We start from the raw sequence: 22,587 nt of genomic DNA on the forward strand, positions 1-22,587 counted from the left end.
GAAAATTCCTGGGCTTGTGCGGGACGGTTCAGATCTGGTCGTAGCCTTCGGCCAGGTGCAGATCCTTGAGCTTCACGTAGTTCGCCGCGCTGTAGGTGAAAAAGGCGCGTTCCTTGTCGGTCAGCGGCCGGGCCTGCTTCACCGGGCTGCCCACGTACAGGAAGCCGCTTTCCAGGCGCTTGCCCGGCGGCACCAGGCTGCCGGCGCCGACGATCACGTCGTCCTCGACCACCGCGCCGTCCATGACGATGCTGCCCATGCCGATCAGCACCCGGCTGCCCACCGTGCAGCCGTGCAGCATGACTTTGTGGGCGACGGTCACGTCGTCGCCGATCAGGCACGGGAAACCGTCCGGGTTGAAGGGGCCGGCGTGGGTGATGTGCAGCACGCAGCCGTCCTGGATGCTGGTGCGCGCACCGATGCGGATGCGGTGCATATCGCCGCGGATCACGGTCAGCGGCCACACGGAGCTGTCTTCGCCGATTTCGACGTCGCCGATCACCACCGCGGAGCCGTCGACAAAGGCGCCTTTGCCAAGGCGCGGGGTGTGGTTCTGGTACTTGCGAAGGGACACGATAAGTTCTCTCTCTGTCGCCGATAGCTGCGGTCGCTGCCGATTGTAATTAAGATGGGCCCACGATTCTAAATGCCTGTTCCCTTCTGCCAAGGTGCCAACCGTGAGCGTGAACAACCCACTTCTGCAGCCCTACGACCTGCCGCCGTTCTCCGCGATCCGTGCCGAACACGTGCAGCCCGCCATCGAAACCATCCTGGCCGACAACCGCGCCGCCATCGCCGAGATCCTCAAGGCCCAGGGCACGAACCCGACCTGGGCCGGCCTGGTGCTGGCGATGGACGAACTCAACGACCGCCTCGGCGCCGCCTGGAGCCCGGTCAGCCACCTCAACGCCGTGTGCAACAGCGCCGAACTGCGCGAAGCCTACGAGGCCTGCCTGCCGGCCCTGAGCGCCTACTCCACCGAGATGGGCCAGAACCGCGAGCTGTTCCAGGCGTACGAAGCGCTGGCCAACAGCCCGGAAGCCGCCGGCTTCGACGTGGGCCAGAAAACCATCCTTGAGCACGCTCTGCGCGACTTCCGCCTGTCGGGCATCGACCTGCCGGAAGCCGAGCAGAAGCGCTACGCCGAAGTGCAGAGCAAACTGTCGGAGCTGGGCAGCCGCTTCTCCAACCAGTTGCTCGACGCCACCCAGGCCTGGACCAAGCACCTCACCGACGAGGCCTCCCTCGCCGGCCTGACCGACTCGGCCAAGGCGCAGATGGCCGCCGCCGCCCAGGCCAAGGGGCTGGACGGCTGGCTGATCACCCTGGAGTTCCCCAGCTACTACGCGGTGATGACCTACGCCCAGGACCGCGCGCTGCGCGAGGAAGTCTACGCCGCCTACTGCACCCGCGCCTCGGACCAAGGCCCGAACGCCGGCCAGAACGACAACGGTCCGGTGATGGACCAGATCCTCGACCTGCGCCAGGAACTGGCCAAGCTCCTGGGTTTCGCCAGCTTCTCCGAGCTGAGCCTGGCCACCAAGATGGCCGGGTCCAGCGACCAGGTGTTGAGCTTCCTGCGCGATCTGGCCAAGCGCAGCAAGCCGTTCGCCGCCCAGGACCTGCAGCAGCTCAAGGCCTACGCCGCCGAGCAGGGCTGCGCGGACCTGCAGAGCTGGGACAGCGGCTTCTACGGCGAAAAGCTGCGTGAACAACGCTACAGCGTGGCCCAGGAAACCCTGCGCGCCTACTTCCCGATCGACAAGGTGCTCAGCGGCCTGTTCGCCATCGTCCAGCGCCTGTACGGCATCGAGATCGCCGAGCTCAAAGGCTTCGACGCCTGGCATCCGGACGTGCGCCTGTTCGAGATCAAGGAAAACGGCCAGCACGTGGGCCGCTTCTTCTTCGACCTGTACGCCCGCGCCAACAAGCGCGGCGGCGCCTGGATGGACGGCGCCCGCGACCGTCGCCGCACCGTCGAAGGCGTGCTGCAGAGCCCGGTGGCCAACCTGGTGTGCAACTTCACCCCGGCCGACAGCGGCAAGCCGGCGCTGCTGACCCACGATGAAGTCACCACCCTGTTCCACGAGTTCGGCCATGGCCTGCACCACCTGCTGACCCGCGTCGACCATGCCGGCGTGTCCGGCATCAACGGCGTGGCGTGGGATGCGGTCGAGCTGCCGAGCCAGTTCATGGAGAACTGGTGCTGGGAGCCGGAAGGCCTGGCGCTGATCTCCGGCCATTACGAAACCGGCGAACCGCTGCCCCAGGACCTGCTGGAGAAAATGCTCGCGGCGAAGAACTTCCAGTCCGGCCTGATGATGGTGCGCCAACTGGAGTTCTCGCTGTTCGACTTCGAGCTGCACGCCACCCATGGCGACGGCCGCAGCGTGCTGCAAGTGCTCGAAGGCGTGCGCGACGAGGTCTCGGTGATGCGTCCGCCGGCCTACAACCGCTTCCCCAACAGCTTCGCCCACATCTTCGCCGGCGGTTATGCGGCCGGCTACTACAGCTACAAGTGGGCGGAAGTGCTGTCGGCGGATGCGTTCTCCAAGTTCGAAGAGGACGGCGTGCTCAACGCCGACACCGGCCGCGCCTTCCGCGAAGCCATCCTGGCCCGCGGTGGCTCGCAGGAGCCGATGGTGCTGTTCGTCGACTTCCGTGGCCGTGAGCCGTCGATTGACGCACTCTTGCGTCACAGCGGCCTGAGCGAGGACGCGGCAGCATGAGCGAGGCACCTGTGAAGACGAAGAAACGCTTTATCGCCGGAGCGGTCTGCCCGGCGTGCAGCGAGCCGGACAAGCTGATGATGTGGAGCGAGGACGACATTCCCCATCGCGAATGCGTGGCCTGCGGTTACGCGGACACGCTCAACGAGCAAGGCCTGTCGGTTCCGAAGGAGCTGGGCACGCGGGTCAACACCGTCGCGCTCAAGCCTGCGCCGGACAAGACCGTGCAGGCGGTGCAGTTCTTCCCGAATCCGAAGCTGAAGAAAAAGTCAGACGACTGACCTGCCGTCAGCCCCGGACAGGGAGCCTCTGCGGCGAGGGCGCCAGTGCCTCGCCGCAGAAGGTCCGGTTCACTTGAGGTTGACGCTCTGGAACCAGCTCTTCATCGAGCACGTGGCGAAGGGGCTGGTGCTGCAGTCGCCATTGGCCAGCGCCGTACGCAACTTGTCGACATCGGCCTGCATCACGTAGCGGACGCCGTCCTTGAAGTGCCCGCTTTCGCCGAACCCGCCCTGAGTCATCTCATTCAGCGCATCTTCCTTGCTCCAGCCCTGCACCACGATTCGGTACATCGCCGCCATCAGGCCGGTGCGGTCGGAGCCGTGCTTGCAGTGCATCAGCACCGGGCCCTCGGCCTCGGCGGTCTGGATCGCACGCAACGTCTTGAGCACATCACTGTCATCCACGTGATTGGTGCGGTAAGGCAACTGCACAAGGTTCACGCCAGGGGACTTCAGCCAGCCCGAGTCTGACTCCGGCAAAAAGTTGATGACCGTGGCCACCTTCAGGTTCTTCAGCAGCGGCACGGCGCCGCCGTCGGGCAACGCACTGCGGTAGAGGGTCGGCGACATCTGGAACAGATTGTATTGCACCTCCACCGGCTGCGCCCATTCGGCAGGACGGGCCGCCGGAGCCTCGGCGGCCTGGACCGGCACCCAGTGCAACACGACAGCAAGCGAAAGACACATGGCGGGGAGGAAACGCAATCGGGACATGCTCGGTGGACCGTAGGGATTCATGATTGAGGGGCCTCGCAGCTTCAGGGTTCGGCAGTCAAATCCCTGTGAGGCGCTTGTCAAAGAATCGTGAACCGGCCGGTGCCCTTCGTCGCAATCACGGTTTTTTTCAGATGAATCGATTCATCTCGATGCTTAGCCTGCTACCATTTGTCACATGATGTTGCAGACGCGTTCCCCATCTCCTGGCCGTTCCGGCCACGTCGCAGCCAAACAACCTTAAGCCACCCGCAGAGGCGGCTGACAACCATCAATGCCTGATGAGGTGCACCCCCATGTCTGATGAAAGTCGAGACAACCCGCGGCGTGAGTTCTTGCGCAAGTCCCTGACCCTGATTCCCGTCGTCACCCTGGCCGGCAGCGGTCTGGGCAGCAGCGTGCTGCAGGCCGCCCCTGAAGCCGCGCCTGCTGCGCCTGCCGCAAAACCGGCTGCGGCCCAGACGGGCGAGTATCAGCCAAGCTATTTCACCGCCGAAGAGTGGGCGTTCATCAACGCCGCCGTCGCGCAGTTGATCCCCAACGACGCCCAAGGCCCCGGCGCCCTCGAAGCCGGCGTGCCGGAATACATCGACCGTCAGATGAACACGCCTTACGCCGCCGGCGCCCTGTGGTACATGCAAGGCCCGTTCAACGCCGACGCCGCGCCGGAAATGGGCTGGCAGAGCAAACTGGTGCCCAAAGAGATCTATCGCCTGGGCATCGCCGCTGCGGATCAGTGGGCAAAATCCCTCAACGGCAAAACATTTGCCGAGCAAGACAGCGCTACCCGAGACGAATTGCTCAAGCAGCTCGAAGCCGGAAAACCGCAGTTCGACGCCGTCCCGGCCAAGGTTTTCTTCGGCTTGCTGCTGCAGAACACCAAGGAAGGGTTCTTCTGCGACCCGATCCACGGCGGCAATAAAGGCATGGTCGGCTGGACCCTGATCGGCTTCCCCGGCGCCCGCGCCGACTTCATGGACTGGGTGGAGCGCAACGAGGCGTACCCCTTCCCGGCCGTTTCGATCCGCGGCGAGAGGGCGTGAACATGGCAACGGTAATGAAAAAAGTAGATGCGGTGATCGTCGGCTTCGGCTGGACCGGCGCAATCATGGCCAAGGAGCTGACCGAGGCTGGCCTCAACGTGCTGGCGCTGGAGCGCGGGCCGATGCAGGACACCTACCCTGACGGCAACTATCCCCAGGTGATCGACGAACTCACCTACAGCGTGCGTAAAAAACTCTTCCAGGACGTTTCCAAGGAAACCGTCACCATCCGCCACAGCGTCAACGACATCGCCCTGCCGAACCGCCAATTGGGCGCGTTCCTGCCGGGCAACGGCGTGGGCGGTGCAGGCCTGCACTGGTCGGGCGTGCACTTTCGGGTCGATCCGATCGAGCTGCGCATGCGCAGCCACTACGAAGAGCGCTACGGCAAGCACTTCATCCCCAAGGACATGACCATCCAGGACTTCGGCGTCAGCTATGAAGAGCTGGAGCCGTTCTTCGACTTCGCCGAAAAGGTCTTCGGCACCTCCGGCCAGGCCTGGACGGTGAAGGGGCAACTGGTGGGCCAGGGCAAGGGCGGCAACCCCTATGCGCCGGATCGTTCGAACCCGTTCCCGCTGGAATCGCAGAAAAACACCGTTTCCGCACAGCTGTTCGGCAAAGCGGCCACGGAGGTCGGCTACAAACCCTACAACCTGCCTTCCGCCAATACCTCGGGACCTTACACCAACCCCTACGGTGCACAGATGGGCCCGTGCAACTTCTGCGGATTCTGCAGCGGCTACGTCTGCTACATGTACTCCAAAGCCTCGCCGAACGTGAACATCCTGCCGGCGCTCAAGCCTTTGCCGAATTTCGAGCTGCGGCCCAACGCCCATGTGCTTCGGGTCAACCTCGACAGCAGCAAGACCAAGGCCACCGGCGTCACCTACGTCGACGGCCAGGGCCGGGAGATCGAGCAGCCGGCGGATCTGGTGATCCTCGGCGCGTTCCAGCTGCACAACGTGCGGCTGATGCTGCTGTCCGGCATCGGCAAGCCGTACGACCCGGTCAGCGGCGAAGGCGTGGTCGGGCGTAACTTCGCCTACCAGAACATGGCCACGATCAAGGCGTTCTTCGACAAGGACACCCACACCAACAACTTCATCGGCGCCGGCGGCAACGGGGTCGCGGTGGACGACTTCAACGCCGACAACTTCGACCACGGCCCCCACGGTTTCGTCGGCGGCTCGCCGATGTGGGTCAACCAGGCCGGCAGCCGGCCGATCGCCGGCACCTCCAACCCGCCGGGCACGCCCGCCTGGGGCAGCGCCTGGAAACGCGCCACCGCCGACTACTACACCCATCAGGTGTCGATGGACGCCCACGGCGCGCATCAGTCCTACCGGGGCAACTACCTCGATCTGGATCCGGTGTACCGCGATGCCTACGGCCTGCCGCTGCTGCGGATGACCTTCGACTGGCAGGAAAACGACATCAAGATGAACCGCTTCATGGTCGAGAAGATGGGCAAGATCGCCGAAGCCATGGGCCCCAAGGCCATCAACGTGATCAGCAAGAAGGTCGGCGAGCACTTCAACACCGCGTCCTACCAGACCACCCACCTCAACGGCGGCGCGATCATGGGCACCGATCCGAAGACCAGTGCGCTGAACCGCTACCTGCAGAGCTGGGACGTGCACAACGTGTTCGTCCCTGGCGCCTCGGCATTCCCGCAAGGTCTGGGCTACAACCCGACCGGGCTGGTCGCCGCCCTGACCTACTGGTCGGCGAAGGCGATCCGCGAGCAGTACCTGAAAAACCCCGGCCCGCTGGTCCAGGCTTAAGGAGCGATGACCATGAAGACTTTCGTTATCGCGACCCTGGCGTTGCTCGGCAGTGCCTCCCTGTACGGCGCCGACGTCGATCCATCTTTGATCAGGCAAGGTGAGTACCTGGCCCGCGCAGGCGACTGCGTGGCCTGCCACACCGCCAAGGACGGCAAACCGTTCGCCGGCGGCCTGCCGATGGAAACCCCGATCGGCACGATCTACTCGACCAACATCACCCCGGACAAGCGCGGCATCGGCGGCTACAGCTTCGAGGACTTCGACCGGGCCGTGCGCCATGGCGTGGCCCGCAACGGCAGCACGCTGTACCCGGCGATGCCGTACCCGTCCTACGCCCGCGTCAACGAAACCGACATGAAGGCGCTGTACGCGTTCTTCATGCACGGCGTCGAGCCGGTGGCCCAGGAGAACAAGGCCAGCGACATTCCCTGGCCGTTGAGCATGCGCTGGCCGCTGACGGGCTGGCGCTGGCTGTTTGCGCCGAAGGTCGAGGACTACAAAGCTACCTCGGACGATGCCGTCATCAGCCGTGGGGCTTATCTGGTGGAAGGCCTCGGACATTGCGGCGCTTGTCATACGCCACGTGCCTTGACCATGCAGGAAAAATCCCTGAGTGCAGGCGAAGGCAGCACTTTCCTGTCAGGCAGCGCACCGTTGGAAGGCTGGATCGCCAAGAACCTGCGCGGCGACCACAAGGACGGCCTCGGCGGCTGGAGCGAAGAGCAACTGGTGCAGTTCCTGAAGACCGGGCGCAGCGACCGCAGCGCGGTGTTCGGCGGCATGAGCGACGTGGTCACCCACAGCATGCAGTACATGACTGACGCCGACCTGACCGCGATCGCCCGCTACCTGAAATCGCTGCCGGCCAAGGATCCCGCCGACCGCCCGCACCAATACGACGAAACGGCCGCCAAGGCCCTGTGGAACGGCGACGACAGCCAGCGCGGCGCAGCGGTGTACATCGACAACTGCGCGGCCTGCCACCGCACCGACGGCCACGGCTACACCCGCGTGTTCCCGGCGCTGGCGGGCAATCCGGTGCTGCAATCGGAAGACCCGGCCTCGCTGATCCACATCGTGCTCCAGGGCGGCACGCTGCCGGCGACCCACGCGGCGCCGTCGGCCATCACCATGCCGGGGTTCGGCTGGCGGCTGTCGGACCAGGAAGTGGCGGACGTGGTGAGCTTCATCCGCGGCAGTTGGGGCAACAAGGGAGCGCCGGTCAGCGCAGATGAGGTCAAACACTTGCGTGCCGAACAGATGAAGACGGCATCGACGCAAGAGCCTGCCCACTGACACACCGCAACATAAAAAAGGCCCTCCCCGCGGCAATGCGGGCAGGGCCTTTTTTATTGCACGCCGCAACTTTCGCGGCATGCCAAGCCTCAAGGCGTTTTGATACTGACATAAGCCTTGACCAACGCCAGCAACTTGGCCTTATCGTCTGCATCGATATCACCGTCGCCATCGATGTCTTTTTCGTTGCGAACAGTGAACGTCTTGCCGCCGTCGTAGGAAGCGGCGATGAGTGTGCGGGAATCGACCAGGGAGTCCGTCGACACAGCGTTCTCAGCATCCCAGCCGGACTCCTTCAGCGCGAATTGCAGGGATACCAGCACTTCCTTGGGATTGACCGGAGTGGGGCCGAGTTTCTGCAAAAAGATGCCACGAGGATTGAGGTAAGACATGGTTAATTCCTTTTATTTAAATCATCCGAGTTACAACGCAGGCAATCCTAACGCCATAGCAACTAACGAAACTACGCTGAATATATAACCTCACGTTTCTCTCAACTAACGATCCCGATACCGACGCGTTGCGGAGTCAGAACCCGCAGGGGCCGAGCGGCAGAATCGCCGAACGGCACTGGCCGTTTGCGAAGACCAAGGATACTGTATGCACATACAGCACACAGGACACCGCCGATGCACACGCCCTTGCCTCCCCGCGGCCGCGGCACCGCCGCCAACCCGCACAACCGCTTCGCTCCGAGCCGCTCGGTGGCCGAGGACGACGGCTGGCATCAGGAAGTGCCGCAGACCCAAGGCACCGAGGTGCGGATCGAGACGGCGAAAACCATCATCACCCGCAACACCTCACCAGACCTGCCCTTCGACCGCTCGGTCAACCCGTACCGCGGTTGCGAGCACGGCTGCATCTATTGCTACGCCCGGCCCAGTCACGCCTACTGGGACCTGTCGCCGGGGCTGGATTTCGAAACCAAACTGATCGCCAAGACCAACGCCGCCCAGGTGCTGGAAGAACAGCTGGGCAAGCGCGGCTACCAATGCGCGCCGATCAACCTGGGCTCCAACACCGATCCCTACCAGCCCATCGAACGCGAGCAACGGATCACCCGGCAGATCCTCGAAGTGCTGCTGCGCCACCGGCATCCGGTGACCATCGTCACCAAGGGTTCGCTGATCCTGCGCGACCTCGACCTGCTCACCGAACTGGCGCAACAGAGGCTGGTGGCGGTGATGATCAGCCTCACCACCCTGGACGACGAGCTCAAGCGCATCCTCGAGCCCCGCGCCGCCGCGCCCAAGGCCCGGCTGCGGGCAATCCGGGTGATGCGCGAAGCGGGCATCCCGGTGGGCGTGCTGTGCTCGCCGATGATTCCGATGATCAACGACAGCGAGATCGAAAGCCTGCTCACCGAGGCCCACGCGGCCGGCGCCCAGAGCGCGGCGTACATGATGCTGCGCCTGCCGCTGGAGGTGGCGCCGCTGTTCGAGCAGTGGCTCCAGGCGCATTACCCGCAGCGCGCGGCCCACGTGCTGAGCCTGATCCGCCAGAGCCGGGGCGGCGACCTGTACGACAGCCGCTTCGGCGCCCGCATGCGGGGCGAAGGGCCGTTCGCCGACCTGCTGGCCCAGCGGTTCGCCAAGGCGCTGAAGCGTCTGGGGCTCGACCGCCGGGAAGGCTTCGGCCTCGATTGCTCGGCCTTTTGTCCGCCGGGTCGCCAGATGTCGCTGATTTAGCGACAATTGACCCAAGGTCGAGTGACGGAACCGCTCGACCGGTTGCGCCGGTCACGTTTTTTGTGACCTGGAACACAGGTTCCAGAGCCTTTGATTCAGTTTGAGTTAAGTTTCGGCGGTTACCTTGTTCATCGAGTGACTGACGGGTCAGGATCGGCCCGGATGTTTGAACAGCCACTGGCTTCACACCGGAATACACGGGAATGACTCCCCGAATCCGCCAAAGAGGATGAATCATGAGTGACAAGGATAAACAGCCGTTGGCTGCGTCGGCGCCGGCCCCTGAGGCGGAAACCGCCGATGCAGCGCTGAAGCACATCGTCGACGGCTTTTTGCATTTTCATCATGAGGTCTTTCCGCAGCAGGAAGAACTCTTCAAGAAACTCGCCACGGCCCAGTCGCCACGGGCGATGTTCATCACCTGCGCCGACTCGCGCATCGTCCCCGAACTGATCACCCAGAGCTCCCCCGGCGATCTGTTCGTGACCCGCAACGTCGGCAACGTCGTACCGCCCTACGGCCAGATGAACGGTGGCGTGTCCACCGCCATCGAATACGCCGTGCTCGCCCTGGGCGTGCAGCACATCATCATCTGCGGCCACTCCGACTGCGGCGCCATGCGTGCGGTGCTCAACCCGGACAGCCTGGAGAAGATGCCGACGGTCAAGGCCTGGCTGCGCCACGCCGAAGTCGCGAAAACCATGGTGCAGGACAACTGCAACTGCGCCAACGAAAAAGAAAGCATGCCGATCCTCACCGAGGAAAACGTCATCGCCCAACTGCAGCACTTGCGTACCCATCCCTCGGTAGCCTCGCGCATGGCGAACGGTCATCTGTTCATCCATGGCTGGGTCTACAACATCGAAACCAGCGAAATCAAAGCGTACGACGCGGACCAGGGCTGCTTCCTGCCGCTGGACGGCAGCCATCCGATCCCGGTGGCGACGCCAAAAGCGCGCTTCTAGATCCTCCTAAAAATCTCTGTGGTTTGACGCCGGCCGCTGTTTCAGCGGTCCGGCCTCGCCACGCCTGAAGAAAAGTCCGGGAGAATCCCTATGCGTGCCGCTCAATTGAAAGCTGTTCTGCCACGGGAGCTGTTGGCTTCGGTGGTTGTGTTCCTGGTCGCCCTGCCGCTGTGCATGGGCATCGCCATCGCGTCCGGCCTGCCGCCGGCCAAGGGCCTGATCACCGGAATCATCGGTGGGCTGGTGGTGGGTTGGCTGGCCGGCTCCCCGCTGCAGGTCAGCGGGCCGGCGGCGGGTCTTGCGGTGCTGGTGTTCGAGCTGGTGCGCCAGCACGGCGTCGAGATGCTCGGGCCGATCCTGCTGCTGGCCGGGCTGCTGCAACTGGCGGCCGGGCGCCTGAAGCTCGGCTGCTGGTTCCGGGTCACTGCGCCGGCGGTGGTGTACGGCATGCTCGCCGGGATCGGCGTGCTGATCATCCTGTCCCAGGTGCATGTGATGCTCGACGCCGCGCCGAAACCCTCCGGCCTGGACAACCTCACCGCGTTCCCCGGCGCCGTGGCCCAGGCCCTGCCGTCGTTCGGCTGGCAGGCCGGGCTGCTGGGGCTGGGAACCATCGCGGTGATGTGGCTGTGGGAGAAATTCCGCCCGCATTCGCTGCGCTTCGTGCCCGGCGCGCTGCTGGGCGTCGGCCTGGCCACGGGCGCCAGTCTGTTGCTGGCGCTGCCGGTCAAACGCGTCGAGGTGCCGGACAACCTGGCAGAGGCCATCGACTGGCTCAAGCCGGCGGACCTGCTCAACCTCGCCGACCCTGCCTTGCTGGTCGCGGCGTTCGCCGTGGCCTTCATCGCCAGCGCCGAGACCCTGCTGTCCGCTGCGGCGGTGGACCGCATGCACAGCGGCCCGCGCTCGGACTTCGACCGCGAACTGTCGGCGCAGGGGGTAGGCAACATGCTCTGCGGCCTGGTCGGCGCGTTGCCGATGACCGGGGTGATCGTGCGCAGTTCGGCCAACGTCCAGGCGGGTGCCACCACACGCTATTCGACAATCTTCCACGGCCTGTGGCTGCTGGCGTTCGTGCTGTTGCTGTCGAGCCTGCTGCAGAGCATTCCGGTGGCGAGCCTGGCCGGCGTGCTGGTCTACACCGGGTTCAAGCTGGTGGATCTGAAGGTGTTCCGCGGCCTGGGCCGTTACGGCCGGATGCCGATGTTCACCTACGCCGCCACGGCGCTGGCGATCATCTTCACGGACTTGTTGACCGGCGTGCTGATCGGCTTCGGCCTGACGCTGCTGAAACTGGCGCTGAAGGCCGCACGGCTGAAGATCAGCCTGATCGACCTGCCGCAGGAAGGGGAAATGGAGATGCGCCTGACGGGCGCGGCGACGTTCCTCAAGGTGCCGGCGCTGACCCAGGCCCTGGCCAGCGTTCCGCCGGGCACGACGGTGCATGTGCCGCTCAACAACCTGAGCTACATCGACCACGCCTGCCTGGAACTGCTGGAGGAATGGGGCAGGGCCAATGCCGCCAAGGGGTCGAGGCTGCTGATCGAATCCCGGGGGCTCAAGCGCAGGCTTGAAGGGCGGGTGCGCACCACCGTCGGCATCGGCACGGCCGGCTGAAACAAACCTTGTGGGAGCCGGGATCAGGCGGCCGGCTGGTCCAGCTCCAGGCCCACGCCCAGGCGGCGGCCCATGCACGGCCAGCGTTTCCAGGCGGCGCCGGTGTCCGGGCTGCTGAGCTTCTCGCGGTAGGCCTCCACCGACTCCAGCGCGAAGCTGTCGTCGTCGAGCATGCTGTCCACCGCGTGGTGCACCACTTCGTCGAGTTGGTTGGCGAATGCCTCACCCAGCAACTGGTGGGCAATCAGATTGGCGACCGTCATGTCCAAGGGGATCAGTGGCTGGCCGAAATGCTTGATGTACAGGTCGTTGACCTCTTCGACAAACCGGTGGGCCAGATAGGCCTCGTCCAGCAGGCTGTCCAGGCCCACGGGGGGCTGGAGGAAGTACTGCTCGGCGATCTTCAGCACCGGTTTGATCTGTGACTCGATTCCCGCTTCCCTGGCGACTTCATTGGCTGCGTCCAGCAGATCCGGCACTTCATCGATGTAGGCGGCGACGAAGCGCGTCAGGACGGCTTCGGCACCGGTTTCCGGCAACTGGATCGCCGGGTGCAGGTGAGGCAATTGATTTTCCAGCTGACGGGTCAGCCGTCCGGTGTCTTTCTCGTGTTCTCGGGCTATTCGGATCTGCTCGCGCAATGCGGCGGTGTTCATGAAAACTCCAGGGTACAGGGCAATGAAATAGGGAAGACATAACTTAGCTGGCTTACGAAAAATGCTAAGACGCATTTGTCATAATTATTTCATCCTTGATACACCGGGGTTATATCGGTGTGCCACCACTCCGCTGCATCCTTCTCCATTCGTGCCCTGGAACGCAAGTGCCAGCTGTTTCATGCGATTTACGCGCTCGCGTTGCGAGGTTCAAGTCGCTGTCTATACTCGCCAGTGAATGGAGTTAGCTGATGATGCCTGACTGCCCGCGCAGCAAGGCCCGGCGATTCAAGTTCGTAGTCTGATGCAGCCGCTCCCTTGCCGCAGGCGTTGCGCCTACGGGACAACAAGAACGATAAGGGGAACCCGCAATGATGCGACATCCACACGTCTGGATGGGCCTCCTGTTGTGGTCGATTTTCAGCCAGGCGCAAGCGGCCTGGACTGTGAATATGGCGCCTGGAGCGACTGAGATCAGTCACGCTGTGTTCGACCTGCACATGACCATCTTCTGGATCTGCGTGGTGATCGGGATCATCGTCTTCGGCGCGATGTTCTGGTCGATGATCCTGCACCGCCGCTCCACCGGCCAGGTCGCGGCACGCTTTCACGAAAGCACCACCGTCGAGATCCTCTGGACCGTCGTGCCGTTCCTGATCCTGGTGGCGATGGCCGTTCCGGCGACCGCCACCCTGATCAAGATGTACGACACCAGCGAGCCGGACATCGACATCCAGATCACCGGCTACCAGTGGAAGTGGCACTACAAGTACCTGGGCCAGGACGTCGAGTTCTTCAGCAACCTGGCCACCCCCGCCGAACAGATCCACAACAAGCAGGCCAAGGGCGACCACTACCTGCTGGAGGTCGACAAGCCGCTGGTGCTGCCGACCGGCGCCAAGGTGCGCTTCCTCGTCACCTCCGCCGACGTGATCCACTCCTGGTGGGTGCCGGCCTTCGCGGTCAAGCGCGACGCCATCCCCGGGTTCGTCAACGAAGCCTGGACACGCATCGACAAGCCCGGCCTCTACCGCGGCCAGTGCGCCGAGCTGTGCGGCAAGGACCACGGCTTCATGCCCATCGTGGTCGACGTGAAGGAGAAGGCCGACTACGACAAGTGGCTCGCCGAGCGCAAGGCCGAGGCCGCGCAGCTCAAGGAGCTGACCAGCAAGGAATGGACGCTGGACGAGCTCAAGGAGCGCGGCGACAAGATCTACCACACCACCTGCGTGGCCTGTCACCAGGCCGAGGGCCAGGGCCTGCCGCCGATGTTCCCGGCGCTCAAGGGCTCGAAGATCGCCACAGGCCCCAAAGAGGCGCACCTGAGCCTGGTGTTCCACGGCAAGCCCGGCACCGCCATGGCGGCGTTCGGCAAACAGCTGTCGGAAGTCGACATCGCCGCCGTCGTGACCTACGAACGCAACGCCTGGGGCAACAACAAGGGCGACATGGTCACGCCCAAAGAAGTGCTGGAGCTCAAACAGGCGGAAAGCAAATGAGCCGCGCCGCCACGTCCTCCCGCCAACGTCCGGGGCTGCGCGCCCCGCACGGCCCTGCCCGTCCGCTTGAAGGAGAAAGGCCATGAGCGCCGTTATCGATGACCACGGTCATGCCGACCACGCCCACGGCCCCGCCAAAGGCCTGATGCGCTGGGTGCTGACCACCAACCACAAGGACATCGGCACGCTGTACCTGTGGTTCGCGTTCTGCATGTTCCTGCTCGGCGGCTCGTTCGCCATGGTTATCCGCGCCGAGCTGTTCCAGCCCGGCCTGCAGATCGTCGAGCCGGCGTTCTTCAACCAGATGACCACCATGCACGGCCTGGTGATGGTGTTCGGCGCGGTGATGCCGGCGTTCGTCGGCCTCGCCAACTGGATGATCCCGCTGATGATCGGCGCGCCGGACATGGCCTTGCCGCGGATGAACAACTTCAGCTTCTGGCTGCTGCCGGCGGCGTTCCTGCTGCTGGTCTCGACCCTGTTCACCCCCGGCGGCGGGCCGAACTTCGGCTGGACGTTCTACGCGCCGCTGTCCACCACCTACGCGCCGGAAAGCGTGACGTTCTTCATCTTCGCCATCCACCTGATGGGGATCAGCTCGATCATGGGCGCGATCAACGTGATCGCCACCATCCTCAACCTGCGCGCCCCCGGCATGACCCTGATGAAGATGCCGCTGTTCGTCTGGACCTGGCTGATCACCGCGTTCCTGCTGATCGCGGTGATGCCGGTGCTGGCCGGCTGCGTGACGATGATGCTGATGGACATCCACTTCGGCACCAGTTTCTTCAGCGCCGCCGGCGGCGGCGACCCGGTGCTGTTCCAGCATGTGTTCTGGTTCTTCGGCCACCCCGAGGTGTACATCATGATCCTGCCGGCCTTCGGCGCCGTCAGCGCGATCATCCCGACCTTTGCGCGCAAGCCGCTGTTCGGCTACACCTCGATGGTCTACGCCACGGCGAGCATCGCGTTCCTGTCGTTCATCGTCTGGGCGCACCACATGTTCGTGGTGGGCATCCCGCTGGTGGGCGAACTGTTCTTCATGTACGCCACCATGCTGATCGCGGTTCCGACCGGGGTGAAGGTGTTCAACTGGGCCAGCACCATGTGGCAAGGCTCGATGACCTTCGAGACGCCGATGCTGTTCGCGGTGGCGTTCGTGATCCTGTTCTCCATCGGCGGTTTCTCCGGGCTGATGCTGGCCATCGCCCCGGCGGACTTCCAGTACCAGGACACCTACTTCGTGGTCGCCCACTTCCACTATGTGCTGGTGCCGGGGGCGATCTTCGGGATCTTCGCCTCGGCCTACTACTGGCTGCCGAAGTGGACCGGCCACATGTACGACGAAACCCTCGGCAAGCTGCATTTCTGGCTGTCCTTCATCGGCATGAACCTGACGTTTTTCCCGATGCACTTCGTGGGACTTGCGGGCATGCCCCGGCGGATCCCGGACTACAACCTGCAGTTCGCCGACTTCAACATGGTGTCGTCGATCGGCGCGTTCATGTTTGGCGCCACGCAGATCTTCTTCCTGTTCATCGTGATCAAGACCATCCGCGGCGGCGCGCCGGCGCCGGCCAAGCCTTGGGACGGCGCCGAAGGACTGGAGTGGAGCGTGCCGTCGCCGGCGCCGTACCACACCTTCACCACGCCGCCGGAAGTCAAATGAACACCGGCCGCCCTGCAGGCGCGAGCCTGCTCGCGAAGAACGATGACGCGCTGTGCCTGCAGCACCGGGTCGTCCGCTTCGCGAACAGGCTCGCGCCTGCAGGGGGCTCGGTGAGGAGCTGGAACCATGGCTGACTCGGTCTCGATGAAAAAACTGGTCACCCGCCTGCTGAGCGTGGTGGTGGCGATGTTTGTCTTCGGCTTCGCCCTGGTGCCGCTGTACGACGTGATGTGCAAGGCCTTCGGCATCAACGGCAAGACCGCCGGGCAATACGAGGGCGAGCAGACCGTCGACACCTCGCGCCAGGTGCGCGTGCAGTTCCTGTCGACCAACACCGCCGACATGCCGTGGGACTTCTACCCCAAGCATGACGAGCTGACAGCCAACCCCGGTGCGGTCAACGAGATGATCTTCATCGCCCGCAACCCCACCGACAAGCCGATGAGCGCCCAGGCCGTGCCGAGCATCGCGCCGAGCAACGCGGCGGCGTATTTCCACAAGACCGAATGCTTCTGTTTCACCCAGCAGGTGCTGCAGCCCGGTCAGCAGATCGAGATGCCCGTGCGCTTCATCGTTGACCGCGACATGCCCAAGGATGTGAAGCACCTGACGCTGTCCTACACGCTGTTCGACATCACCGCCCGTCATCCACCGGTGGCCGCAAGCACTGGCGGTTAAGCGTGCCCGATAAGGAGAACAATAAATGGCGACTCATGAGCACTATTACGTTCCGGCCCAGAGCAAGTGGCCGATCGTGGCGACCGTCGGCATGGTCACCACGGTGTATGGGCTGGCGACCTGGTTCAACGACCTGAAGGCGGCGCGCCCGGAATCCCACGGCCCGCTGATCTTCTTCATCGGCGGCCTGCTGCTGGCGTACATGCTGTTCGGCTGGTTCGGCGCGGTGATCAAGGAAAGCCGTGCGGGGCTGTACAGCCCGCAGCTGGACCGCTCGTTCCGCTGGGGCATGAGCTGGTTCATCTTTTCCGAGGTGATGTTCTTCATCGCCTTCTTCGGCGCGCTGTTCTATGTGCGGCACGTGTCGGGGCCGGCGCTGGGCGGCGAAGGCACCAAGGGCATCGCCCACATGCTGTGGCCGAACTTCGAGTTCGTCTGGCCGCTGCTGAACAACCCGGACTCCAAGCTGTTCCCGCCGCCCAAGGAAGTCATCAGCCCCTGGGGCCTGCCGCTGATCAACACCATCTTGCTGGTGAGCTCCAGCGTCACCGTGACCATCGCCCACCATGCCCTGAAAAAGGGCCACCGCGGCGCGCTGAAGCTGTGGCTGGCGATCACCGTGCTGCTGGGCTGCGGGTTCCTCGCGCTGCAGGCCGAGGAGTACATGCACGCCTACCACGAACTGGGCCTGACCCTGGGTTCGGGCATCTACGGCGCGACGTTCTTCATGCTCACCGGTTTCCACGGCGCCCACGTGACCATCGGCACGATCATCCTGTTCGTGATGCTGGTGCGCATCATGCGCGGGCATTTCGACGCCGAGCACCAGTTCGGCTTCGAGGCGGCGAGCTGGTACTGGCACTTCGTGGACGTGGTGTGGATCGGCCTGTTCGTGTTCGTCTACGTGCTCTGAGGCTCACCAGGGCGCATGCGAGACCAGTTGGCCGCTCCAGAAGCCCCAGGCGATCAGGCCGACGGTGGCGGCGGCCAGGGTGACCCGAACGCTCAAGGCGATCACCAGACGGTTCGAGCCGCTGTCGTCCTTGACCAGAAAGAACAGGCCGCTGAACAGGCTGATCACCGTGGCGATCAGCATCAGGACGATGGCTGCCTTGAGCATCATGGCAAGACTCCGGGGGGACAGGCGATGCAATTGAGTATAGCGGTCGCACGCACCGGCTCCGGGGCACGGCCATGAAGCGCTTCCGGCCCGGCGTCGTGCCGACGGTGGCGGTGGTTCTGCTGCTGCCGCTGATGGTGTCGCTGGGTGTCTGGCAGCTGGGCCGCGGCGCTGAGAAGACCGCCTTGCTCGCCAGCTACGCCGAACGCCGCGCCGCCGAACCGATGGCCGCCGCCGAACTGCTGCACAGCGCCGATCCGGCCTTCCGCCGGGTGCACCTGCACGGCCGCTTCGATGCCGACCACAGCCTGCTGCTCGACAACCGCCAGCGCGACGGCAAGGTGGGCGTCGAGCTGCTGCAGCCGTTCCAGGACCGGCGCACCGGCCAGTGGCTGCTGGTCAACCGCGGCTGGCTGCCGTGGCCGGATCGGCGCCTTGCCCCACAGTTCACGACCCCGGCCGACGCGGTGGACATGGATGCCTGGGTCTACGTCGCCCCCGGGGCGACCTTCCAGCTGCATGCCGATCCGGTCAGCGACGCCTGGCCGCAGACCGTCACCGCCGTCGAGCCGGCGCGGCTGTGGAAAACCCTCGACCGCGACGGCTTCGCCTATGAAGTGCGCGCAGAACCCGGCCCCGCCAGCTACGTCACCGACTGGCCGGTGGTGGCGATGGGCCCGGAAAAACACCTCGGCTATGCCGTGCAGTGGTTCGCCATGGCCACCGCCCTGCTCGGCCTTTACCTGTATCTCGGCTGGCACAACGCAAAGGAGAAACACCATGGGAGCGGCCATGAATCCACCCAGCATGTCTGAAGCCAAGCCGGCGGCCGGTCGCCGCCGCGGACGCATCCAGCTGCTGCTGATCGTGCTGGGCGTGGTCGGCCCGATGATCCTCGCCACCGGCATGTACAAACTGCAGTTCTGGGTGCCGGAAGGCCGCAGCTACCACGGCGAGCTGATCGGCAACGGCCAGACCCGCGCCGACCTCGGCGTGAAGGCCGACGAGGAGCGCTGGCAGATGCTGGTGACCGCACCCGGCGATTGCGTAGCGGACTGCCAGCAATTGGTGTACCTGGCGCGGCAGATCCAGATCGGCCTGGGCCGCGACGCCGGGCGAGCCAGCCACGCCCTCGCCGCCGCGCAGCCGCTGGGCGCCGACTACGAAGCCCGGCTGGCCCGCGACTACCCGCAACTTCAGCGCTACCCGCTGGACACCGCCGGCCTGCGCAAGACCGCCGGGGACGCGTCCGCGCCGCAGCTGTGGATCATCGACCCCCACGGCAACCTGGTGCTGCGCTACGGCCCGGACGTCAACGGCAAGGATCTGCTCAACGATCTGCGCCACCTGCTGAAACTGTCGAACATCGGATAGGGACATCGTCATGGCCAAACCCGGATTTCGCCTTGCGCTGTTCGCCACCCTGCTGGCGCTGATCGTGGTGCTGCTCGGCGCCTACACCCGCCTGACCCACGCCGGCCTCGGCTGCCCCGACTGGCCGGGCTGCTACGGCTTCATCAGCGTGCCCAAGAGCGAAGCCCAGCTGGCCCATGCCGAGCTGCACTTCCCGGACTCGCCGGTGGAGGCGCACAAGGGCTGGAACGAGATGATCCACCGCTATTTCGCCGGCACCCTGGGCATGCTCATCGCTGTATTGGCCGGGCGGGCGTGGGTCGATCGCCGGCACCCGGGGCAACCGCTGAAGCTGCCGCTGTTCCTGCTGGCGGTGGTGTTCGCCCAGGCGGCGTTCGGCATGTGGACGGTAACGCTGAAACTGTGGCCGCAAGTGGTCACCGGGCACCTGCTGGGCGGCTTCGCGACCTTGAGCCTGCTGTTCCTGCTGACGTTGCGGCTGTCCGGCGTGCTGCCGGCCCTGAGCGTGCCGCGTCGCCTGCAATATTGGGCGACCGCAGGCCTGGTGCTGGTGATCGGCCAGATCGCCCTCGGCGGCTGGGTCAGCTCCAACTACGCGGCGGTGGCCTGCATCGACTTCCCCACCTGCCACGGCCAATGGCTGCCGCCGGCGGACTTCGCCAACGGCTTCCACCTGACCCAGCACATCGGCCCCAACTACCTGGGCGGGCAACTGGACAGCGACGCCCGCACCGCCATCCACCTGACCCACCGCATCGGTGCCCTGCTGGTGACCCTGGTGCTGCTGGGGCTGGCCTGGCAACTGAAGGCGGTGGGCATGACCCGCCTCGCCGGGCTGGTGCTGGCCGCCCTCGCCGCGCAGATCACCCTGGGCGTCAGCAACGTGCTGTTCCATCTGCCGCTGCCGGTGGCCGTGGCGCACAACGCCGGCGGCGCCGCGCTGCTGCTGACGATGGTGCTGGTCAACTATCACGCGCGCACCGCCCTGGTGCGGATCAAACGGCCGATGCCGGCCGGCTGGCGCCTGAGCCCGCGCAGGCACCCTGCCGCGCCGGTCACCCTCAAAGGAGAGACGCCATGGCGATTCTGATCGGCGAACGCCCTGCCCAAGCGCTGTGGCGCGACTACCTGGAGCTGACCAAACCGAAGGTGGTGGTGCTGATGCTCATCACCTCGCTGGTGGGCATGTTCCTGGCGACCCGGGCCGGCGTGCCGTGGACCGTGCTGGTGTTCGGCAACCTGGGCATCGCGCTGTGCGCCGGCGGCGCGGCGGCGGTCAACCATGTGGTGGACCGGCGCATCGACGCGGTGATGGCCCGCACCCACAAGCGGCCGCTGGCCGAAGGCCGGGTGGCGCCACTGGCGGCACTGACGTTCGCCCTGGCGCTGGCGCTGGCCGGCCAGGCCCTGCTGCTGGCCTTCACCAATGCCCTGACCGCCTGGCTGACCCTGGCCTCACTGCTCGGCTACGCGGTGGTCTACACCGGTTTCCTGAAACGGGCGACCCCGCAGAACATCGTCATCGGCGGCCTCGCCGGCGCCGCCCCGCCGCTGCTGGGCTGGACCGCCGCCACCGGCCACGTCAGCGCCGAACCCCTGCTGCTGGTGCTGATCATCTTCGCCTGGACGCCGCCGCACTTCTGGGCCCTGGCCATCCACCGCAAGGAGGAATACGCCAAGGCCGACATCCCGATGCTGCCGGTCACCCACGGCGAGCACTACACCAAGGTGCACATCCTGCTGTACACCTTCGCCCTGCTGGCGGTCAGCCTCCTGCCTTACGTGATCCACATGAGCGGGCTGCTGTACCTGATCTGCGCGCTGGGGCTGGGCGCCCGGTTTCTGCAATGGGCCGTTGTGCTGTACCGTGGCACTCGGCCGCACGCGGCGATCAACACCTTCAAGTACTCTATTTATTACTTGTTCCTGCTGTTCATCGCCCTGCTCGTAGACCACTACCTATTGTTGAACCTATGACTCGAACCCAGAAAACCGTCTTCATCCTCGTCGCCGTGATCGCGCTGATCCTCGGCCTGACCGTCAACAAGGTGCTGAGCGGCAAGGGCCAGGGCGACCCCACCGCGCTGATCGACGCCGGCATCATCCTGCTGCCGCAGAGCCGCAGCCTGCCGGACGTGACCATGACCGACCAGGACGGCAAGGCCGTCACGGTCAACGAGCTCAAGGGCAAATGGAGCCTGCTGTTCTTCGGCTACACCTTCTGCCCGGACATCTGCCCGACCACCCTCGCCCAACTGCGCCAGATCAAGAGCGAACTGCCCAAGGACGCGGTCGACAAGCTGCAGATCGTCCTGGTCAGCGTCGACCCCAACCGCGACAACCCGAAACAGCTCAAGCAGTACCTGGGCTATTTCGATCCGCAGTTCATCGGCCTGACGCCCAAGTCGGTGGAGGAACTGCAGAAGGTCGCCAACGCGGTGAGCATCCCGTTCATCCCGGCTGACACCAGCAAGCCGAACTACACCGTCGACCACAGCGGCAACCTCGCGGTGATCGGCCCGGACGGCACCCAGCGCGGCTTCATCCGCGCGCCGCTGAACAACGCCAAGCTGGTGGCGCAGTTGCCGGTGATGCTCAACCGGCAGTGAAGCAGGCACAAAAAAAGGGACGCCCGAGGCGTCCCTTTTTCATTGCCGCAGCGATCAGAACGCCGGCAGCACCGCACCCTTGTACTTCTCGGTGATGAATTGCTTCACCTCCGGGCTGTGCAGGGCGGCGGCCAGTTTCTTCATCGCGTCGCTGTCCTTGTTGTCCCCGCGGGACACCAGGATGTTCACGTACGGCGAGTCGTTGCCTTCGATCACCAGCGCGTCCTTGGACGGATCAAGCTTGGCTTCCAGCGCGTAGTTGGTGTTGATCAGCGCCAGGTCGACCTGGGTCAGCACGCGCGGGATGGTCGCGGCTTCCAGTTCACGGATCTTCAGGTCTTTCGGGTTCTCGGCGATGTCCTTGACGGTGGACAGGATGTTCTTCGAGTCCTTGAGCTTGATCACGCCGGCCTTGTCCAGCAGCAGCAGCGCACGGCCGCCGTTGGTGGCGTCGTTCGGGATCACCACGTTGGCGCCGCTCGGCAGCTCGTCGAGCTTCTTGAACTTGCTGGAGTAGGCGCCCAGGGGTTCCAGGTGCACGCCGGCCACGGCCACCAGGCTGGTGCCCTTGGCCTTGTTGAACTCATCGAGGTACGGCTGGTGCTGGAAGAAGTTGGCGTCCAGGCGCTTCTCGGCCACCTGCACGTTCGGCTGAATGTAGTCGGTGAACACCTTCACCTTCAGGTCCACGCCTTCCTTGGCCAGCGCCGGTTTCACGAACTCGAGGATCTCGGCGTGGGGCACCGGGGTCGCGGCCACGGTCAGGGTTTCGGCGGCGTGGGCCGAGAAAGCGGCGGCGGCAGCGAGGGCAACGAACAGTCTTTTCATTCAGCTAACTCCTTGTGGGTATCCGCCGGCG

General features: G+C 64.8%; 24 protein-coding genes. 18 read left to right on the forward strand and 6 right to left on the reverse strand.

Annotated elements, in window-relative coordinates; genetic code table 11:
- Nucleotides 1-28 precede the first annotated feature (28 nt).
- Nucleotides 29-574, reverse strand: coding sequence for a gamma carbonic anhydrase family protein (locus CAG29_RS00130; RefSeq protein WP_085579458.1), 546 nt, complete (start codon nt 572-574; stop codon nt 29-31).
- A gap of 103 nt (nt 575-677) precedes the next feature.
- Between CAG29_RS00130 and prlC the strand changes: the two genes are divergently transcribed.
- Together prlC and CAG29_RS00140 are read left to right on the forward strand one after the other, a co-directional pair.
- On the forward strand, nt 678-2,729 hold the full coding sequence (prlC, locus tag CAG29_RS00135; RefSeq protein WP_085693734.1) for an oligopeptidase A: 2,052 nt from the start codon (nt 678-680) through the stop codon (nt 2,727-2,729).
- Nucleotides 2,726-3,010: a YheV family putative zinc ribbon protein gene (locus tag CAG29_RS00140; RefSeq protein WP_085693735.1), complete on the forward strand. Its 285-nt coding sequence runs from the start codon at nt 2,726-2,728 to the stop codon at nt 3,008-3,010. Before prlC ends, CAG29_RS00140 begins: the two co-directional genes overlap by 4 nt.
- A 69-nt stretch (nt 3,011-3,079) precedes the next feature.
- Here the strand turns inward: CAG29_RS00140 and CAG29_RS00145 are convergent, their stop codons facing one another.
- Nucleotides 3,080-3,724: a tyrosine-protein phosphatase gene (locus CAG29_RS00145; RefSeq protein WP_085579452.1), complete on the reverse strand. Its 645-nt coding sequence runs from the start codon at nt 3,722-3,724 to the stop codon at nt 3,080-3,082.
- Between the two features lie 296 nt (nt 3,725-4,020).
- Between CAG29_RS00145 and CAG29_RS00150 the strand changes: the two genes are divergently transcribed.
- The 3 genes from CAG29_RS00150 to CAG29_RS00160 are packed head-to-tail and all read left to right on the forward strand — an operon-like array spanning nt 4,021 to nt 7,853.
- Complete coding sequence (locus CAG29_RS00150) at nt 4,021-4,767, forward strand: gluconate 2-dehydrogenase subunit 3 family protein (protein WP_085630410.1); 747 nt, start codon at nt 4,021-4,023, stop codon at nt 4,765-4,767.
- Between the two features lie 2 nt (nt 4,768-4,769).
- The gene (locus CAG29_RS00155) at nt 4,770-6,554 is read left to right on the forward strand and encodes a GMC family oxidoreductase (protein ID WP_085579448.1); all 1,785 of its coding nucleotides are present in this window, start codon (nt 4,770-4,772) and stop codon (nt 6,552-6,554) included.
- A gap of 12 nt (nt 6,555-6,566) precedes the next feature.
- Nucleotides 6,567-7,853, forward strand: a complete 1,287-nt coding sequence (locus CAG29_RS00160) for a cytochrome c (protein ID WP_085693736.1) — start codon at nt 6,567-6,569, stop codon at nt 7,851-7,853.
- Between the two features lie 89 nt (nt 7,854-7,942).
- On the opposite strand, the gene CAG29_RS00165 is transcribed toward CAG29_RS00160, so the two are convergent.
- Nucleotides 7,943-8,245 carry a hypothetical protein gene (locus tag CAG29_RS00165; protein WP_085579444.1) on the reverse strand — a complete coding sequence of 101 codons (303 nt, stop codon included), beginning with the start codon at nt 8,243-8,245 and terminating at the stop codon, nt 7,943-7,945.
- 237 nt (nt 8,246-8,482) lie between these two features.
- Here CAG29_RS00165 and CAG29_RS00170 point away from each other — a divergent pair, with 237 nt between their 5' ends.
- The 3 genes from CAG29_RS00170 (at nt 8,483) to CAG29_RS00180 (ending at nt 12,123) form a co-directional block, all read left to right on the forward strand.
- Complete coding sequence (locus CAG29_RS00170; RefSeq protein WP_085693737.1) at nt 8,483-9,541, forward strand: PA0069 family radical SAM protein; 1,059 nt, start codon at nt 8,483-8,485, stop codon at nt 9,539-9,541.
- Nucleotides 9,542-9,777: 236 nt separating this feature from the next.
- Nucleotides 9,778-10,506 (forward strand): carbonic anhydrase, encoded by a 729-nt coding sequence (locus CAG29_RS00175; protein WP_085579440.1) that lies wholly within the window; start codon nt 9,778-9,780, stop codon nt 10,504-10,506.
- Between the two features lie 90 nt (nt 10,507-10,596).
- Nucleotides 10,597-12,123: a SulP family inorganic anion transporter gene (locus tag CAG29_RS00180; RefSeq protein WP_085630402.1), complete on the forward strand. Its 1,527-nt coding sequence runs from the start codon at nt 10,597-10,599 to the stop codon at nt 12,121-12,123.
- A 23-nt stretch (nt 12,124-12,146) separates the two neighbouring features.
- Here CAG29_RS00180 and CAG29_RS00185 read toward each other — a convergent pair whose 3' ends face one another.
- Nucleotides 12,147-12,779 carry a hypothetical protein gene (locus tag CAG29_RS00185; protein ID WP_085579436.1) on the reverse strand — a complete coding sequence of 211 codons (633 nt, stop codon included), beginning with the start codon at nt 12,777-12,779 and terminating at the stop codon, nt 12,147-12,149.
- Nucleotides 12,780-13,150: 371 nt separating this feature from the next.
- Here CAG29_RS00185 and coxB point away from each other — a divergent pair, with 371 nt between their 5' ends.
- The 5 genes from coxB (at nt 13,151) to CAG29_RS00205 (ending at nt 17,538) form a co-directional block, all read left to right on the forward strand.
- On the forward strand, nt 13,151-14,278 hold the full coding sequence (gene coxB, locus CAG29_RS00190; RefSeq protein WP_085579434.1) for a cytochrome c oxidase subunit II: 1,128 nt from the start codon (nt 13,151-13,153) through the stop codon (nt 14,276-14,278).
- 82 nt (nt 14,279-14,360) lie between these two features.
- Nucleotides 14,361-15,947, forward strand: coding sequence for a cytochrome c oxidase subunit I (gene ctaD / locus CAG29_RS00195; RefSeq protein WP_085579432.1), 1,587 nt, complete (start codon nt 14,361-14,363; stop codon nt 15,945-15,947).
- A complete protein-coding gene (locus tag CAG29_RS28415; protein WP_170930256.1) occupies nt 15,944-16,081 on the forward strand; it encodes a hypothetical protein in 138 nt (45 codons plus the stop codon). The genes ctaD and CAG29_RS28415 overlap by 4 nt, the downstream gene beginning before the upstream one ends.
- The gene (locus CAG29_RS00200) at nt 16,074-16,625 is read left to right on the forward strand and encodes a cytochrome c oxidase assembly protein (RefSeq protein WP_085579430.1); all 552 of its coding nucleotides are present in this window, start codon (nt 16,074-16,076) and stop codon (nt 16,623-16,625) included. The genes CAG29_RS28415 and CAG29_RS00200 overlap by 8 nt, the downstream gene beginning before the upstream one ends.
- A gap of 25 nt (nt 16,626-16,650) precedes the next feature.
- Nucleotides 16,651-17,538 (forward strand): cytochrome c oxidase subunit 3, encoded by an 888-nt coding sequence (locus CAG29_RS00205; protein WP_085630398.1) that lies wholly within the window; start codon nt 16,651-16,653, stop codon nt 17,536-17,538.
- 3 nt (nt 17,539-17,541) lie between these two features.
- Here CAG29_RS00205 and CAG29_RS00210 read toward each other — a convergent pair whose 3' ends face one another.
- A complete protein-coding gene (locus CAG29_RS00210) occupies nt 17,542-17,745 on the reverse strand; it encodes a twin transmembrane helix small protein (protein WP_085579525.1) in 204 nt (67 codons plus the stop codon).
- A 74-nt stretch (nt 17,746-17,819) separates the two neighbouring features.
- Here CAG29_RS00210 and CAG29_RS00215 point away from each other — a divergent pair, with 74 nt between their 5' ends.
- From CAG29_RS00215 to CAG29_RS00235, 5 genes are read left to right on the forward strand one after another with little or no spacing between them, the layout of a single operon-like run.
- Nucleotides 17,820-18,560: an SURF1 family protein gene (locus tag CAG29_RS00215; protein WP_085579426.1), complete on the forward strand. Its 741-nt coding sequence runs from the start codon at nt 17,820-17,822 to the stop codon at nt 18,558-18,560.
- Entirely contained in the window at nt 18,526-19,119 is a 594-nt protein-coding gene (locus tag CAG29_RS00220; protein WP_085693867.1) for a hypothetical protein, read from the forward strand. The genes CAG29_RS00215 and CAG29_RS00220 overlap by 35 nt, the downstream gene beginning before the upstream one ends.
- Nucleotides 19,120-19,129: 10 nt before the next feature.
- Entirely contained in the window at nt 19,130-20,209 is a 1,080-nt protein-coding gene (locus tag CAG29_RS00225) for a heme A synthase (protein WP_085579421.1), read from the forward strand.
- The gene (gene cyoE / locus CAG29_RS00230; protein WP_085579419.1) at nt 20,197-21,096 is read left to right on the forward strand and encodes a heme o synthase; all 900 of its coding nucleotides are present in this window, start codon (nt 20,197-20,199) and stop codon (nt 21,094-21,096) included. Before CAG29_RS00225 ends, cyoE begins: the two co-directional genes overlap by 13 nt.
- Nucleotides 21,093-21,728, forward strand: a complete 636-nt coding sequence (locus CAG29_RS00235) for an SCO family protein (protein WP_085655953.1) — start codon at nt 21,093-21,095, stop codon at nt 21,726-21,728. The genes cyoE and CAG29_RS00235 overlap by 4 nt, the downstream gene beginning before the upstream one ends.
- Nucleotides 21,729-21,782: 54 nt before the next feature.
- Here CAG29_RS00235 and CAG29_RS00240 read toward each other — a convergent pair whose 3' ends face one another.
- On the reverse strand, nt 21,783-22,556 hold the full coding sequence (locus CAG29_RS00240) for a MetQ/NlpA family ABC transporter substrate-binding protein (RefSeq protein ID WP_085579415.1): 774 nt from the start codon (nt 22,554-22,556) through the stop codon (nt 21,783-21,785).
- Nucleotides 22,557-22,587: the final 31 nt, after the last annotated feature.

It is taken from the genome of Pseudomonas sp. B7(2017) (assembly GCF_002112745.1).
Classification (GTDB): domain Bacteria; phylum Pseudomonadota; class Gammaproteobacteria; order Pseudomonadales; family Pseudomonadaceae; genus Aquipseudomonas; species Aquipseudomonas ekonensis.

Bases quoted from the DNA above. Each gene is read 5' to 3' on its own strand.
- CAG29_RS00140 (WP_085693735.1), top strand. From the start codon at position 2,726: ATGAGCGAGGCACCTGTGAAGACGAAGAAACGCTTTATCGCCGGAGCG.
- CAG29_RS00145 (WP_085579452.1), bottom strand. From the start codon at position 3,724: ATGTCCCGATTGCGTTTCCTCCCCGCCATGTGTCTTTCGCTTGCTGTC.
- CAG29_RS00150 (WP_085630410.1), top strand. From the start codon at position 4,021: ATGTCTGATGAAAGTCGAGACAACCCGCGGCGTGAGTTCTTGCGCAAG.
- CAG29_RS00155 (WP_085579448.1), top strand. From the start codon at position 4,770: ATGGCAACGGTAATGAAAAAAGTAGATGCGGTGATCGTCGGCTTCGGC.
- CAG29_RS00160 (WP_085693736.1), top strand. From the start codon at position 6,567: ATGAAGACTTTCGTTATCGCGACCCTGGCGTTGCTCGGCAGTGCCTCC.
- CAG29_RS00165 (WP_085579444.1), bottom strand. From the start codon at position 8,245: ATGTCTTACCTCAATCCTCGTGGCATCTTTTTGCAGAAACTCGGCCCC.
- CAG29_RS00170 (WP_085693737.1), top strand. From the start codon at position 8,483: ATGCACACGCCCTTGCCTCCCCGCGGCCGCGGCACCGCCGCCAACCCG.
- CAG29_RS00175 (WP_085579440.1), top strand. From the start codon at position 9,778: ATGAGTGACAAGGATAAACAGCCGTTGGCTGCGTCGGCGCCGGCCCCT.
- CAG29_RS00180 (WP_085630402.1), top strand. From the start codon at position 10,597: ATGCGTGCCGCTCAATTGAAAGCTGTTCTGCCACGGGAGCTGTTGGCT.
- CAG29_RS00185 (WP_085579436.1), bottom strand. From the start codon at position 12,779: ATGAACACCGCCGCATTGCGCGAGCAGATCCGAATAGCCCGAGAACAC.
- coxB (WP_085579434.1), top strand. From the start codon at position 13,151: ATGATGCGACATCCACACGTCTGGATGGGCCTCCTGTTGTGGTCGATT.
- ctaD (WP_085579432.1), top strand. From the start codon at position 14,361: ATGAGCGCCGTTATCGATGACCACGGTCATGCCGACCACGCCCACGGC.
- CAG29_RS28415 (WP_170930256.1), top strand. From the start codon at position 15,944: ATGAACACCGGCCGCCCTGCAGGCGCGAGCCTGCTCGCGAAGAACGAT.
- CAG29_RS00200 (WP_085579430.1), top strand. From the start codon at position 16,074: ATGGCTGACTCGGTCTCGATGAAAAAACTGGTCACCCGCCTGCTGAGC.
- CAG29_RS00205 (WP_085630398.1), top strand. From the start codon at position 16,651: ATGGCGACTCATGAGCACTATTACGTTCCGGCCCAGAGCAAGTGGCCG.
- CAG29_RS00210 (WP_085579525.1), bottom strand. From the start codon at position 17,745: ATGCTCAAGGCAGCCATCGTCCTGATGCTGATCGCCACGGTGATCAGC.
- CAG29_RS00215 (WP_085579426.1), top strand. From the start codon at position 17,820: ATGAAGCGCTTCCGGCCCGGCGTCGTGCCGACGGTGGCGGTGGTTCTG.
- CAG29_RS00220 (WP_085693867.1), top strand. From the start codon at position 18,526: ATGGGAGCGGCCATGAATCCACCCAGCATGTCTGAAGCCAAGCCGGCG.
- CAG29_RS00225 (WP_085579421.1), top strand. From the start codon at position 19,130: ATGGCCAAACCCGGATTTCGCCTTGCGCTGTTCGCCACCCTGCTGGCG.
- cyoE (WP_085579419.1), top strand. From the start codon at position 20,197: ATGGCGATTCTGATCGGCGAACGCCCTGCCCAAGCGCTGTGGCGCGAC.
- CAG29_RS00235 (WP_085655953.1), top strand. From the start codon at position 21,093: ATGACTCGAACCCAGAAAACCGTCTTCATCCTCGTCGCCGTGATCGCG.
- CAG29_RS00240 (WP_085579415.1), bottom strand. From the start codon at position 22,556: ATGAAAAGACTGTTCGTTGCCCTCGCTGCCGCCGCCGCTTTCTCGGCC.